General features: G+C 36.0%; 8 protein-coding genes. 2 read left to right on the forward strand and 6 right to left on the reverse strand.

Annotation, left to right across the window (positions count from 1 at the left end; all coding sequences use genetic code 11):
- Nucleotide 1: 1 nt before the first annotated feature.
- The 4 genes from Q0505_RS14950 to Q0505_RS14965 all read right to left on the reverse strand — a co-directional run bounded on the left by Q0505_RS14950 (nucleotide 2) and on the right by Q0505_RS14965 (nucleotide 6,726).
- Nucleotides 2–1,213: a GIY-YIG nuclease family protein gene (locus Q0505_RS14950; protein ID WP_299214453.1), complete on the reverse strand. Its 1,212-nt coding sequence runs from the start codon at nucleotides 1,211–1,213 to the stop codon at nucleotides 2–4.
- Nucleotides 1,206–3,149, reverse strand: a complete 1,944-nt coding sequence (locus Q0505_RS14955) for a DEAD/DEAH box helicase (RefSeq protein ID WP_299214455.1) — start codon at nucleotides 3,147–3,149, stop codon at nucleotides 1,206–1,208. Before Q0505_RS14955 ends, Q0505_RS14950 begins: the two co-directional genes overlap by 8 nt.
- 444 nt (nucleotides 3,150–3,593) lie before the next feature.
- The gene (locus Q0505_RS14960) at nucleotides 3,594–3,896 is read right to left on the reverse strand and encodes a GIY-YIG nuclease family protein (protein WP_299214457.1); all 303 of its coding nucleotides are present in this window, start codon (nucleotides 3,894–3,896) and stop codon (nucleotides 3,594–3,596) included.
- Nucleotides 3,897–4,008: 112 nt separating this feature from the next.
- Nucleotides 4,009–6,726, reverse strand: coding sequence for a DNA methyltransferase (locus Q0505_RS14965; RefSeq protein WP_299214459.1), 2,718 nt, complete (start codon nucleotides 6,724–6,726; stop codon nucleotides 4,009–4,011).
- 294 nt (nucleotides 6,727–7,020) lie between these two features.
- On the opposite strand from Q0505_RS14965, the gene Q0505_RS14970 reads away from it, so the two are divergent.
- Nucleotides 7,021–8,514, forward strand: a complete 1,494-nt coding sequence (locus Q0505_RS14970) for a hypothetical protein (protein ID WP_299214461.1) — start codon at nucleotides 7,021–7,023, stop codon at nucleotides 8,512–8,514.
- Nucleotides 8,515–9,042: 528 nt separating this feature from the next.
- On the opposite strand, the gene acs is transcribed toward Q0505_RS14970, so the two are convergent.
- Nucleotides 9,043–10,974 (reverse strand): acetate--CoA ligase, encoded by a 1,932-nt coding sequence (gene acs / locus Q0505_RS14975; RefSeq protein WP_299214463.1) that lies wholly within the window; start codon nucleotides 10,972–10,974, stop codon nucleotides 9,043–9,045.
- Nucleotides 10,975–11,321: 347 nt separating this feature from the next.
- Between acs and Q0505_RS14980 the strand changes: the two genes are divergently transcribed.
- The gene (locus tag Q0505_RS14980; RefSeq protein WP_299214465.1) at nucleotides 11,322–13,475 is read left to right on the forward strand and encodes a response regulator; all 2,154 of its coding nucleotides are present in this window, start codon (nucleotides 11,322–11,324) and stop codon (nucleotides 13,473–13,475) included.
- A gap of 58 nt (nucleotides 13,476–13,533) precedes the next feature.
- On the opposite strand, the gene Q0505_RS14985 is transcribed toward Q0505_RS14980, so the two are convergent.
- Entirely contained in the window at nucleotides 13,534–15,258 is a 1,725-nt protein-coding gene (locus Q0505_RS14985) for a sodium:solute symporter family protein (RefSeq protein ID WP_299214467.1), read from the reverse strand.
- Between the last annotated feature and the right edge of the window lie 26 nt (nucleotides 15,259–15,284).

The following is a 15,284-nucleotide window of genomic DNA, read 5'->3' on the forward strand; positions in this document are numbered from 1 at the left end:
TTTATTTCTTAATCAAACACACATTACCACTATCATAGCTATACTCTACAATCTCACCCGACTGAATTAAAGAAATGACGCTCTCAATGATAGGCAAAGGCACCACAAACCATTCTCTGGGCGTTATTCTTCTACCCTTCTCATCATTTATATCAATATTTAAGCAGACTTCTGCAAAAAAGCGATGTATTAGGTGTTCAAATTTTTGGGTATTCATATTGTAGCATTTATACCCATTTACAATTTTAACATCTGCCATTAAATAGGTAGATTCCTTAGAAGCATTTTTTATCCGTTCTTGAACAGGAACCGTTGAAAAGCCAATTTTATACAAGTTTTCTATAGACGAGATTTTAGGGTTTAGAGATTTTGATTTTAGTATATAAATCCAACCTGTTTCTTGATCTTCTTCATTAAGAGAATATACGTTATCAAATAATTCCTGTTCAATTTCTGCTGCGGTATGTGACACAATTTTACCATCATTCTCTTTATTTAGAAGCGCTTTGTCTAATGAACGATACAACATATTACTCATCGTTCCATTTTCAAAAATAATACGTGTACGCCCATCTTTACGGAGTCTTTTGCCAGAAGAAAGTGTCACATTATCAGTTTCAAGATTAGCTTCTTCTAAAAACAACAAAACCCCATTTAAAATATAATACGACCCTGATTTTAAATTCTTATCTGCATTCTCATAGGTGAACAAATTCCTTTTCCCTTCTCTCAATTCTTTATGAACTTTCTTAAACATCTTTTCATAAGGTAAAAACTCCGTATCCTTGATCGCTTTACGTTGCGCCACAAAATCAGTATCAGCCCTTTCTGATGAACTTGGCACGTTCTTTAATTTAAAAATAGATAAGGTTTCTTCAGTATCTAAGATGTTTAAATCATCGTCATTTAAGATATCAGCGACAGAGGTTATTTCTTCTTTTGTATGTAAAAGATTATGAGTGTCGTGGGGCTTTAGTATCTCCATCTTTTTAGCATCTTTTCTGAGTGCTTTTAGTCTTGACAGGAGTTTAAACTCAGTAACAGAAGTTGCTTCTGGTTCTCTATTATTTTTCTCAAAAAAGGCATTAATCTCTTGGAACGATTCAATTAAGCGTTCATCTTCTGTTTTTATAGTAGAGCTCTTGGGTTTAGCATCTAAAATACCAAACTCATCATCATTAAATATATCTTCTAATGTTTTCTTTTTACTCATTAGTTGCTGCTTTGCGCTTTTGTTCTTTTAAAAATATGATCGCTTCTGCTAAACGTCTTTCTTGCGGATCAAAAGCTTGAATACTTGGCTGCTCTCCTGTTTTTGTGATCCAGTTTTTTATTTTAGGCCACAATATAATTGCTTCTTCTTCTGTCATGGTGATTCTTGTAGCATCAATGGTTTCCTGAATGGCTTTAAATACTGATGCTGTTACTGATTTAGATAAGATCTCAAATGCTTTTTGAAATGGATTGATCGTGTCTATTAAATCGATGTTCAATTCGTCAATATTAACAAAACCAGCAGCATACCGTATAAAACGTTTATCTCCAACCTCTTCAATAGTACCATTTTTCACGACTGAATCTACCACAATATGCTGTCGTACCGCTTCTACTTCTTCATCGGTTAAGTCTGGATAGGTTTCTTTTATGATTTTAGGAATCAATACTTTATTAATGACTTCTGGGTCTACATTCCCTGGCATGGCCTTCAACATCGTGTCATCTTGCATAATTTTTGCCTTCAAATCATTGATGTCACTTTCTATAATATCTTTTGCTCTTTGAGAGCTTGGCAATTTAAAACCTCTTACAGTTATATAATCCGCTCCATCTTCTTCAACACCATCTACCTCATCTTCTTCTGGGTATTTAGGCTTAAACTTAAAGTTAGGTGCCAACACTTGCTCCATTAATAAGGAGGCAGTAATAGCCTTGAGCATATTGTTTACAGATAGTTTTACTAAATCATCTTCGGCATCGGGTTGTGCAATTAAATTGGTAAACTGTGAATGCGATTTATTATCACTATCTCTTGTGGCTCTACCTATAATTTGAATAATTTCTGTTAAAGATCCTCTATAACCAACCGTTAAAGCGTGCTCACAATAAGGCCAATCAAATCCTTCTTTTGCCATACCTAAAGCGATGATAATATCTATATCATCTACACTGGTAATGTTCCGCAAATAATTCTGAATCTTATCACGTGATTTAGGATCATCATACACGAGGTCTGCTATTTTTATTTGCTTTCGCGAAAGCGTACTCGTTACATATATCACCCCAGTATCAGGATCTTGATAACTTTCCTTCCCTATACCATCTATAATTCTACCTACTTCTTCATATTTATCTTTTTCAGATTCGCCTGAATTTACGCTGGGGATATGAATGATCGTTTTTTTATTCTCATCCAATACCTCGTGAATAGCCGCTGTATATTTACCTTGATAAAAATGATAGCCTATCCCTAAAGATTTTAAATAATCATACCCATTTAATTGTTGGTAATAATCATACTTCACTTTGATGAACTTAGCCTCGTCTTCTGGCAATAAAATAGGCACAGAATCTCCTCTAAAAAAAGAACCTGTCATCGCCACTACGTGCGCCGTAGATTTTTCCATGACGCTACTTAAAACCATTCCTAACTTATTATCACCATCTACAGATACGTGATGAAACTCATCTATGGCTAACAGACACTCATTGAGTTGTTTTTCATCTATAGCATCAAAAGCAAAACGTAAGGTAGCGTGTGTACAGATGAGTATTTTTTCATCACTTTCTAAAAAGTTTAAAAATGCAGTTACTTTGCTTTTTTCAACACCTGGGGTACACAAATTATATCTTGGATTGGGTTCCCAATCTGCAAAAAAACCAAACTTCTTGAGCTCTGTTTTAGAAAACGAACTCCCAATAGAGCGTTCTGGAACAGCCACAATTACTTTTTTTATGTCTTGGTTTATTAACTTATCTAAACCAATAAACATTAAGGCGCGTGATTTACCAGACGCTGGTGGTGCTTTAATTAACAGATATTGAGCCGTACGCGCCTCAAATGCTTTTTGTTGCATTTCGCGCATACCATACGCATTGGTACTTTTGCTTTTTCCTGTTTGTTGGTAGGTGACGTGTACGATATCTGGCATTCTATTTAATTGTTAATGTAACTTGTTACGTTTTCATGTCGGGATTTCCGACCTACTGAATCTTCCTCTAATTCTTTACGCTCAAAAGGTTTTTTAAATGCGCTGTAATCGTAGAGCATCTTTTTGGAACAACTCGAATCTTTTTTGAGTACCCCAAAAGGTCTTGTCTTTAAAATATACATCAATGTGCATCAATGTGCATAATGCCATCTCCTGCATTAAAGGTAACAACGTTGTTTTCTTCGTTTTGTATTTAGATTTAACCCATTTAAATATTTTTATGTTGTCATCTCTTATACCAATATAGCCATAAAATGACGCATTCAAACTCGTTCTATTTTCTTGTTCATAATTTCCGTAGCGGAGCTATGCAAATGAATCACAGCGGCATAAAACAAAAAAGCAACTTCGTTTTCTGTGGGATATTTTATAACTAAATTGGTATTATTCAAATTCCCTGACGCATTTTTCAAACAAATCATTCCATTGTGGATTTATACTTTCTATTAGTGCTATTTTTTGAGCTCTGCTACCCCCTTTTAATTGCTTTTCTCTGGCAATGGCATCACCAATCATTTGGTAGGCTTCATAATATACTAGTTTGTTTAAATTGTAACGCGCTGTAAATGATCTTTTGTTTACTTTTTCTTTATGCTGAATAATACGCTCTTTTAAATATGCCGTTACACCAATGTATAATGTGGTATTGTTTTTATTGGTGAGTATGTATATAAAACCTGGTTTCATAGTTGTGTGTCATTGCGAGGCGTCATCCTTTTACTGTCATTGCGAGGTACGAAGCAATCTGTTTATGGTTTGTTACTCTTTTCATGAGACTGCTTCGTGCCTCGCAGTGACGTTATCCTTTTTTGGTTTTACGTGTCTTCTTTGGCTTTTCTAGCAAGGTGTTTTTTGTAATCATCTTTTCATATTCCTTAAATAAATATTCTAAACGCTCTGTATCACTCTCAAAAGGTTTTAACCTGTAACAACGCTCTATTGCCAGGTCTAATTGATGATGCGCTTCTTTCAATCCTTTAGGCATTTTATCTGGATCATATAATTGTGCCAACGTTTTTCCAGAATGCTTTTCTCTTTCTTCTAATATTTCAAAAACGTGTAAGTTGATTTGTTCTTTTTGCTTTCGCGAAATTTCAGGGAATGGGAAGGTGTTGTAGCACAATTGAGAAGAATATCTATAATCTGATTTTAATCTTCCACCAACCGCCCGAACCCAAACCATATGAATTCTTGAAGAAACTAAACCAAAAATCCAAGGTTGTCCATTATATATAGCTTGTGCAGAATCGGAAATAACCGAACTATCGTCCAAAAATCCAATTGGAATATATTCCCTTCTCTCTGAGGAAACTCTTGGTAATATGATAGAATTACCTGCTCTATGCCTAATTTCAGCAAATTTGAATGGTTTATCAGCAAGAGATCGAGTAGCCATTTTTGAACTAGCTATTCGCATTTGTTTTACTTTTTCAACCCTTAATGAGATATATTTAGACTCTAAGGCTAAAGACAAATTTTCCTCACTTATCCATAAACAGAACCTCTCTTCATCTCTAATGTATTCTTTTGCTCCGTAATATTTTTTTAATAACAATTCTGCTTTAGGGAATTGTCCTAGCAAATCTTCTTTTTCCCTTTTATTTAATAATAGATTTCCTCCATCAGTAGGCCCACTTCCTTTTGTCATCTCTGGTAATACAGACAAAGGAGTTTGTCGCTTATAGACAATTACATTATTGCCATGTGCTAAATAAGGTGTGATATTACTAACCTCAACTTTATGATTTTCCTCAAATAAATACTTTCCTTTTTTTAATCCAGCACGTTTAAGACCTACAATTACTATTATTACACCAGCGTTCCCTTTTGCATTGTTGTTCCACTTAAATGAATTATATGCAAAGTTAATGTCAACTCCACAATTGAATAAATGTGGCCATAAAAGGGAAACATGTTCTCCTTGACAAATCGAGTTGGTTGAAACGAACGCCATCTGACTTTTCGTATTAGAGATATATTTGGCGCCTTTATAAAACCAACATGAAATGTAATCAAGGCTTTTGAAGTTTTTTATTCCACAGAAAACTAAAGCGATATCTTCTTTTTGTAATTTTTCTTGTAAAGAATATCCCAAATAAGGCGGATTTCCTAAAATATAAATTTCATCATCTTCATTTTTAGGACAAGTATCTTCCCAATTTAGGCGTGTCGCATTGCCTTGTGTAATATTACCTGCTTCTTTTAAAGGTAAAATGTCTTCTGCTTTACCATAATCTTGTAACTCGCTCACAAACTCTTTGTTCATTTGGTGTTCTGCCAGCCATAAAGATAATATGGCCATTTCATGTGCAAAATCATCTAGCTCAATCCCATAAAATTGAGAGAGTTTAATTTTAGTATATACATCTGGAAATCCTAAATTTAATTGATGAGTAATTTCATAGATTCTTGACAGAATCTTAATCTCCAAACGTCGCAATTGTTTGTAGGCAATAATTAAAAAATTACCACTCCCACAAGCTGGGTCAAACACTTTAATTTTTGCAATTCTATTGATGAGTTTGGTTAGTTTTTTTACATCATTAAAATGCTTTTCAAATTCTTCGTGTAGTTCATTTAAAAACAAAGGCTCAATGACCTTCATAATATTAGGCACAGAGGTATAATGCATCCCCAAACCACTACGATACTTAGGGTTTACAACCGCCTGTATCATAGAACCAAAAATATCTGGATTGATCTCGCTCCAATCTAAATCGCCACAGGCAATAATTATTTTACGTGCTGCTGCGGTAAACTTGGGGGATACAATGGGATCTCTAAATAAACCGCCATTTACATACGGAAATTCCTTAAAATGGGAGGCTTCTTTACTAGTGTCTTCTATATTTAGAACTTCAAAAAGTTGATCTAAAAAGACATGAACGTCAGAACCATCTTCTTCGGTATATTGCGCTAAGGTATCTGTAAACATTCCTTCAATGGGAAAGATGTCGGTGTCTTCTGCAAAAAAGCAAAAGAGTAACCGAGAGAGAAAGATGTTTAAATTATGACCACCATCCTCATAGATATTTGGGTTTTCAGTAACCAAAATATCGTAAAGCTTCGCCATTTCGTAGGATGCTTTTCTATCGGCATAATTCTCGTTTTTTTGAGCATATTTTTCTTGCCCTGCCCAAGGTAAAAAGAAACCAAAGTGTTTATGAATCTCGAGAATAGGCGTATCTAATGTTAAACCTGTTCTTATATCTTTTGCTAATAAAGTTTTATAATCTGTGACAATGACAAATCGTGGATTGTGTTTTATAGCATCTGGCTCTTTTGTTAACTCATCAATCGTATTTAGTAAGGTGCCAGATGCTACTTCTTTAAAAAGCATTTTACTTTTATAAAGTACTTCCCCATCCACTTTAGATAGGTTAAAATCCCCTTTCTTTAAACGTGTTATAGATGTTTTAGAGATACCGTAGGCTTTCAATAAGTCGAATACAAATTCCTCTTTATTGAAATTTTTAACTAAAGCGGTTACGTTTTTTTCTATTTGGGATGTGTTCATCTAGGTAAATTCGTCTAATTATTTAGTGCTTCGTCTTATCAGGCTTCACATTCGTAAATATAAAAATACCACAACACAGCTATGTATTGCAGTACAATCTCATTTTTATTTAGGGGTGAAAACTTGAAGCGTGAAGATACATCTTTCTTTAAAGAAAGGTGTTACGGGTTTCCGTAAGGAGGTTTGGAAAATTGACAAGAGATTTATTGTGAAATACTTATTGAGTAAAATACCTAGTAGAGGGTATGGAATCAGTATCCGTTTGAAATTACTTTTATCAAAAACCAATGTATCATGAAAAAACTAGTACTCACTTTACTAATTACTTGTATATGCTCAATTAGCCTATCATATAGTCAAGAGAACACCTCTGTTCAAGCGACTATACAAGCTTATAAAGCAGAGCTTAACTTACAGTTAGAACTTTATAAAATTACTGTAGATAAGAAAGATACTCAAGTCGTCCAAGATAGTCTATTAACAAAAGACTTAAACGAGGTTTTCAATTCTTTAATTTTTACAAATACCGATCTTATCTCAAATGCATCTGCTTTTGGATTTACGCGTAATGGCGATAATACGACTATTTCTTTGAGTAATAATTTTAAAATTAAAGATAGTAGAAGTGTAAAACAATCTTACTTAAGTGTAGGAGTTAATGCTAATGGTATGGGAAGTGTTTTTGGTTTGTACTCTGAAGATGCCTGGAATAGTGCTGTTGGTTTAAATGTTGGGTATAAAATAAAAATTTTTAGAGCTACAAAATATATAGACACTAGTAAAAGCAAGTTAAATCGTCATAAAAAACTAAGTAGAATAAATGCCTTTAATATTTTATTACATCCTGAAAAATTTAACGATACATTTATAAAACGCCTTAAAGGCTTAAAAGCTTCTATTGAAAACAATACAGAGATTTCTCAAATTAAAAAGACTGAAAATTACATGACTGTAATTGCTGTTTTTCCAGAGATAAAAAAACTGATAGAAAGCAAGGATTATGTTACGGCTTATACTGTTTTAGAAAAAGAGAAAAAAACAATTGATGCATTTAGAAACCTAAAATCTGATCCAAAAAAGATAACCGCTTATGTTAAAAAACAATTATATGCTTTTGATGAAGCAAATAATGAAACCTATGGGCATAATTATATGATCTGGCTAGGTATAGATACAAATCTAAGAAACAACACCTACACTTTTACTGATGAAAATGTAACGGCTATCAATACAGTAGGATTACCTGATAACAGAAGTCAAAACAAACTCAACTCTGTACTTGCTCTAAACTTTAATGCAAGTACAGAAAGAAAGAAATACTTAGGATATTTTCAGATAGGATTTCGTTTTAAAACAGGATCTTTTCTAGACAACAGCTTAATTAATGGAACACCAAAAATTACCGAGTCTGTAGATGGTATCTTTAATATACGTGATGAAAACAATGTCCTCCTAGGAAACTTCAGTTCTGTTAAAGATGATTTTCAAACAGGTGATTTTCACTTGTACACGGCACACTTATTTGGCAAAAACAAGAATATAGGTTTTAATATTTCTTTAGAACATGAGTTTTTATCTAAACGTCCTGAAAATACTGCGTATAGTTCTAATTTTACAGCTTTAATAGGCCCTCTTATTAAAACATCAGCAGGCACCACTTTTGGCATCGATGCTGGCTGGGATAATGCTATTTATAATACAAAAATCAATGATAATTTTATAGCGCGAATTAGAGTAGGAATTCCTTTTAATCTTTTGAGTAAAAAAGAAATCAACAATATAGAGTAATACTCTAAATTAGAGTAGTATTCTATTTTTGATGAAACTAACTAGCCGGCATTTCGGTACAATTTATAGAATGCTTCTAGCATTCTATAAATCACTCAATGTCCTATGATCATCTTTTAATTAAACCTACATGCAAGACGGCTGAGTGGTTTTCGCGAAAGCCAAAATTGTACCGAGGCCACTATTAAAACGAAACAAAGGGCATTGAGTGATTTCCTATTTGCGATTAAGCAAATGGGAAATAGTACCGAAATGACCGATTCGTAGAAAAGAGCTCCAATTAAAGAAAACAAAAAATAGAGTAACACTCTATTTTAGAGTACTACTCTATTTTGATGGAACTAACGAGTCGGTCATTTCGGTAAGCCCATAGAGAACACACCCCTTAATCCCCTACTTCGACAAGCTCAGTGTGACAATAGTACTTAGAGATAAACATCAGATAACTTCATTCCCATTTTCGCGAAAGCGAAATCACCCAAAACAAAAAGCCCCTTCTCCCTCTGGGAGAAGGCTGGGATGAGGGATTTACAACACGTTTTTAATCACTTCCTCCACCACTTCTGGATTCAAAAGCGTACTGATATCTCCCAGTTGATCGCTCTCGCCACACGCGATTTTACGAAGAATCCGACGCATGATTTTACCTGATCGGGTTTTTGGAAGTCCGGATGTGAATTGGATTTTATCTAGTTTGGCGATCGGGCCTATTTTTTCGGTGATGACTTGGTTGATTTCTTTACGGAGGTTATCGTGGTTTCGGGTTTCACCCGTTTCTTTTAAAATCACATAACCGTAGAGTGCATTTCCTTTAATGTCGTGTGGGAAGCCTACAATCGCACTTTCGGCGACAGCAGGATGTTCGTTAATGGCATCTTCGATGGGGGCGGTTCCTAGATTGTGTCCAGAGACAATAATTACATCGTCTACGCGGCCTGTGATTCGGTAGTAGCCTGTGGCATCTCGATAAGCGCCATCGCCAGTGAAGTACTTTTTAGTATTTCGACCAAGCTTAGCATCAACTCCACCAGAAAAATAGGTGTTCATATATCGCTCATGATTTCCCCAAATAGTGCGCGCCATAGATGGCCATGGAAATTTGATAAAGAGACGACCGTCGACCTGATTGCCTTCTATCTCCTTTCCATACTCATCCATCAATGTGGGTTGAATGCCGGGTAAAGGCAAGGTTGCAAATGTAGGAATGGTAGGTGTTGCAAATGGGATTGGGCTGATCATAATCCCTCCTGTTTCTGTCTGCCACCACGTATCTACAATCGGACTACGCTTCTTTCCAATATTGTCATTGTACCAATGCCACGCTTCTTCGTTAATGGGTTCACCCACGGTTCCCAATACTTTTAAAGAAGTGAGGTCATACTGCTCTACAAAGTCTAATTTTTCTTTGGCAAGTGCGCGGATAGCAGTAGGTGCGGTATAAAATTGTGTGATTTTATGTTTCTCTACAATTTGCCAGAAACGTCCCCAATCAGGATAGTTAGGTACGCCTTCATACATCACTGTCGTAGCACCATTTGCCAGCGGTCCGTACACAATATAACTGTGTCCTGTAATCCACCCAATATCGGCAGTACACCAATACACATCGTCTTCTTGATACTGAAATACATTCTTAAACGTGTACGCACTGTACACCATATACCCCGCGGTGGTATGAACCATGCCTTTCGGTTTTCCTGTTGATCCTGAGGTGTATAGAATAAATAACGGATCCTCGGCGTCCATGACCTCAACGGGGCACTCTGTAGATGCCTCATCAAGTAACGGTTGCAACCAATGATCACGTCCTACTTTCATTTGGATGTCAGAATTAATCCTTTTGACGACCAATACGTTTTCTATTGTAGGGGTAAGTTCCAGGGCTTCATCTACAATACCTTTGAGGTCTATGGTTTTGCTTCCGCGAAAAGAGCCATCACTTGTAATCACCATCTTGCAGGCGGCATCATTGATACGCGTCGAGAGTGCCGTCGCCGAAAACCCTGCAAATACCACCGAATGAATCGCACCAATACGCGCACAGGCAAGCACAGAAATAGCCAACTCTGGAATCATTGGTAAATAAATACACACGCGGTCTCCTTTTTTTACACCTTTCGCTTTAAGCACATTTGCACATTGACATACACGTTTGTGAAGTTCTTTATACGTAATATATTCTGTGGGATCGCTAGGATCATTGGGTTCAAAAAGAATCGCCGTTTTATGTCCTCTCGTTTCCAAATGCCTATCGATACAATTTTCTGTAATGTTTAATTTTGCACCTTCATACCAACTGACTTCTGCTGTATCTGGATTCCACTGTAAAATGCTATTCCAGGGTTTTTGCCAGATAAAATTCTCTCTAGCTATCTGCTCCCAAAACTGTTCAGGATGGTCTACAGAATGACGATACACTTGAAAATACTGCTCGAGATTTTGAATGTGATATAAGTTCATAGATCAATAGTGAGTGTGTAATTTATAAAATTATCACTTTATACGTATCAAAACAATCTTCTTTTCTTGTAGAAATACTGTTAGGTTTGGTATAAAATAGTTGCTTTATAATAACATAAAAAACAGCTTTTATAGTGTGAAATACGATATGTTTTTCTTAAAAAATAGTCTTTTTCCTGTTAAATTTACGGTATCCCCACATATTATATATAATAATACAAAACCAGTGTATCTAATTAGGGATAAAATAGTTATATTTCTACTCCCAAATTAGCCTGATGCCTAAGACCGTCAATATCTTGCTTATTTTCTTCTGTATATTCTACTATCCTTTAGTAGCACAAGACTTGGAACAGACTGAAAATCTAGATGATATTCCGTACATATACACAAGCGTACAAATAGACTCTATGTTTGGTGTTTTAAAGGATTATTTTTACAAAGCCGACTACGATAAAGTGATAGAGATAGCACCTAGTATTGTTAATAATGCACAGGACATCAATTACAAGAAAGGTGAAAGGCGTATTATGTCTGTTTTAGGAAATGCTTTTATACAAGTAGATGATACTGATGGGGCAAGTGAATATTTTAATAAAGCACTCGTAAGAGCAAAAAAAGCTAAAGACACACTTTCATTAGTATCTCTATATATCAATCTAGGGAATACATTTATAATAGAAGATCCTAAACAAGCGATTACCTATTTTGAAAAAACACTTGAAATAGGAAATCAACTAAAAAATGATGTATTCGTTTTTATTGCCCTTAATAACCTCTCAGAACTGTATGTAGGTATTAAAGACCCAAAAAAGGCACAGTATTATGTAGATAAGGCGCTCCCTTTGGCATTGTACAGTGATGCAATAGATGAAACCCTAAGAGACGAATATGTTGCTACCGTATACCATGTGCAAGGAGGGATTTATTTATTGGAAAAAAAGTTTGATCAAGCTATAACGTATCTCTTAAAGTCAATGGAGCTTGGAAAAGACAAATACCAAGAAGAAACCTTACTTGGTAACTTTAAGTATTTATTAGACGCTTACGATCAGACAGCACAATATGAAAAATTAAATGTCATCAGAAAGCGATATGACTCTCTAAGAGACATCCGTTATGAATCTGATAAGATTTCAAAACAACAACTTGCACGTTCTAAATTTAACCTTGATCAATACGAACAAGAATTAAAAGCTTCTGAGCTTGAAAAACTTCTGGCACAACAAAAAGCATCTGAGAGTAAATTACTCTCTATTTTCTCCTTAACATTAGGAGGAATCTTACTATTAATTCTTGCACTCTTACTCTATGTACGTCGTAAGCGTTTTATACTACTCAAAGATCTAAAAGCAAAAAACTCACAATACCTAGAAGCTAAAGAAAAATCTGAAAAACTTACGCAAGCTAAGACACAGTTATTCTCAACGATTAGTCACGAGCTCCGCACCCCACTATATGGTATCATAGGACTATCTTCTATCTTACTCAAAGATCCTAAACTCAAAAACAACATAGATGACCTTACCTCTCTTAAATTTTCGGCAGATTATTTACTAGCATTGGTCAACGATGTCTTAAACATAAACAAACTAGATTCTCAAGCAGGACAACATATCCAAAATAGTAATTTCAAATTAGAGTCGCTGATTCATAACATCACGCAATCATTTGAATTTATTAACCAACAAAACAATAATTCCGTTTACATTGATCTAGATCCTACTATTCCCAAAATACTTGTTGGAGATCAAACAAAAGTCTCTCAGGTCTTAATGAATTTAGTAAGTAATGCCAGTAAGTTTACCCAAGATGGACGTATTGATATTATTGTAAAAAAACAACATGCTACCAATAAAAAAGTATCCATATCTTTTTCTATCATGGATACAGGTATTGGGATTCCAGAAGAGCAGCAAGAAAGGATATTTGAAGAATTTATTCAAGGAACAACCTATAGCGAATATGAAGGCTCTGGACTTGGACTACCTATTGTCAATAGAATCTTAACAATATTAGGAAGCAAACTCATGTTTGAAAGCACTTATGGAAAAGGGACAACATTCTCCTGTGTCCTATCTTTTTCTATAGGGACTCTGGTAGATAATTCCGAAAAGGAAGATGTATGTATCAAAAAATTACAGGATAAAAAAATCTTGATTGTTGACGATAACAAAATCAATCAATTAGTGACTCAAAAAGTATTGGAACAACACGGGATGTTGCACGGTGTCGCAAAGAATGGATTGGATGCTTTAGAAAAAGTAAAAGAGCAATCTTTTGATGCTATTTTGATGGACGTTAATATGCCTGTCATGAATGGTCTTGATTCCAGTAGAGAGATTCGCAATATCGGATTAAACACCCCTATCATTGCCTTAACTGCAATAAATACGATTAATCCAGAAAAAGATTTTGGTACCTATGGGATTGATGATGCTATTGTAAAACCCTACAGGACAGAACAGTTATTAGAACTGCTTGTAAAGCATATCTACTAGAAAAAATTATCTTTTTTAGACGCTCCTGCCTGCTGGCAGATAGGAGCGCGAAAGCATCCTAATGTCCACTTGCGTCTCCAACACCACTTGGAATTCTAATAGTCTCTACAATCTCTTGAACGGTAGCTGGCGGCTCCGGTGTAAAACGATTTACAATAAGTGCTACTATAAAATTAACCGTCATTGCGACACTGCCGAAACCTTCTGGAGAAATTCCAAACCACCAATCACTTTGCAGTCCTGCAATCGCTTCTTTACCTCCGTCAAAAACACCAAACTTAAACTTCAATATATAAAAGATCATAAGTGTGATCCCGACAATCATTCCAGAGATAGCGCCTTCTTTGTTCATTTTTTTATAGAAAATCCCTAAGACGATCGCAGGAAAGAAAGAAGCCGCAGCCAGTCCAAAAGCGAGTGCCACGACAGCTGCTACAAATCCTGGCGGATCAATGCCAAAATAGCCTGCAATGACTACTGCTACAGTAGCTGCACCCCGCGCAATCCATAACTCTTGCGTATCGGTAATGTTAGGTCTAAATGTCTTTTTGACAAGATCGTGAGATACTGATGATGAAATCACGAGTAATAATCCTGCTGCTGTCGATAATGCTGCGGCAAGTCCGCCAGCGGCAACAAGCGCAATAACCCAAGCGGGAAGATTGGCAATTTCTGGATTTGCCAACACCATGATATCATTATCTACTGTAAGTTCGTTTGCGAGATGTCCATTTTCTGCTTTCGCGAAAGCGGTATATTGAATCTTCCCGTCCCCATTTTTGTCTTCAAAAGCAATTAAGCCTGTTGTTTCCCATTTGGTAAACCATTCCGGCATTTCTGAATACGGCTGATCATTCACGGTTGTAATCATATTAGTGCGTGCAAACACAGCTACTGCGGGTGCAGTGGTGTACAAAACAGCAATGAGCAACAACGCGATTCCTGCCGATTTACGAGCATCTTTTACACGTTTTACTGTAAAAAACCGAACGATGACATGGGGTAATCCTGCGGTGCCTACCATTAATGCTAGTGTAATCATAAACACGTCTATCTTTGATTTTGACCCATTGGTATAATCTGCAAAACCAAGGTCTTTCGAGAGTCCGTTGAGTTTGTCTAAAAGATAGGTACCATCTTCTACAGTACTTCCCATACCTAACTGCGGAATCGGGTTTCCCGTCATTTGAATAGATATAAAAATAGCGGGTACCATAAAGGCAAAAATCAACACACAATATTGTGCGACTTGCGTATAAGTAATACCCTTCATACCACCTAATACGGCATAAAACAGCACAATGATCATCCCGATGATCACGCCTGTATTGATATCTACTTCCAAAAAGCGTGAGAATACAAGCCCGACACCTCGCATCTGTCCTGCCACATAGGTAAAAGAAACCAGCAACGCACAAAGTACGGCAACGATTCTTGCTGTTTTTGAGTAATAGCGATCACCTATAAAATCGGGTACGGTGAATTTACCAAATTTCCGGAGATAAGGTGCCAGCAATAATGCCAGAAGTACATAACCACCTGTCCATCCCATCAAATACACAGAGCCGTCATATCCACTAAAGGAAATAATTCCTGCCATAGAGATAAAGGAGGCGGCACTCATCCAATCGGCAGCGGTTGCCATACCATTTGCCCAAGGAGAAACTCCTCCGCCTGCGACATAAAATTCTTTGGTTGAGCCAGCGCGTGACCAAATCGCAATCCCAATATAGAGCGCAAATGTGACTCCGACGAGTATATATGTCCAGGTTTGTACGGTCATAAAAAAGGGGTTTGATTTTAAGAATT

The organism is uncultured Dokdonia sp. (assembly GCF_937910895.1).
Classification (GTDB): Bacteria; Bacteroidota; Bacteroidia; order Flavobacteriales; family Flavobacteriaceae; genus Dokdonia.

Bases quoted from the DNA above. Each gene is read 5' to 3' on its own strand.
- Q0505_RS14950 (WP_299214453.1), bottom strand. From the start codon at position 1,213: ATGAGTAAAAAGAAAACATTAGAAGATATATTTAATGATGATGAGTTT.
- Q0505_RS14955 (WP_299214455.1), bottom strand. From the start codon at position 3,149: ATGCCAGATATCGTACACGTCACCTACCAACAAACAGGAAAAAGCAAA.
- Q0505_RS14960 (WP_299214457.1), bottom strand. From the start codon at position 3,896: ATGAAACCAGGTTTTATATACATACTCACCAATAAAAACAATACCACA.
- Q0505_RS14965 (WP_299214459.1), bottom strand. From the start codon at position 6,726: ATGAACACATCCCAAATAGAAAAAAACGTAACCGCTTTAGTTAAAAAT.
- Q0505_RS14970 (WP_299214461.1), top strand. From the start codon at position 7,021: ATGAAAAAACTAGTACTCACTTTACTAATTACTTGTATATGCTCAATT.
- acs (WP_299214463.1), bottom strand. From the start codon at position 10,974: ATGAACTTATATCACATTCAAAATCTCGAGCAGTATTTTCAAGTGTAT.
- Q0505_RS14985 (WP_299214467.1), bottom strand. From the start codon at position 15,258: ATGACCGTACAAACCTGGACATATATACTCGTCGGAGTCACATTTGCG.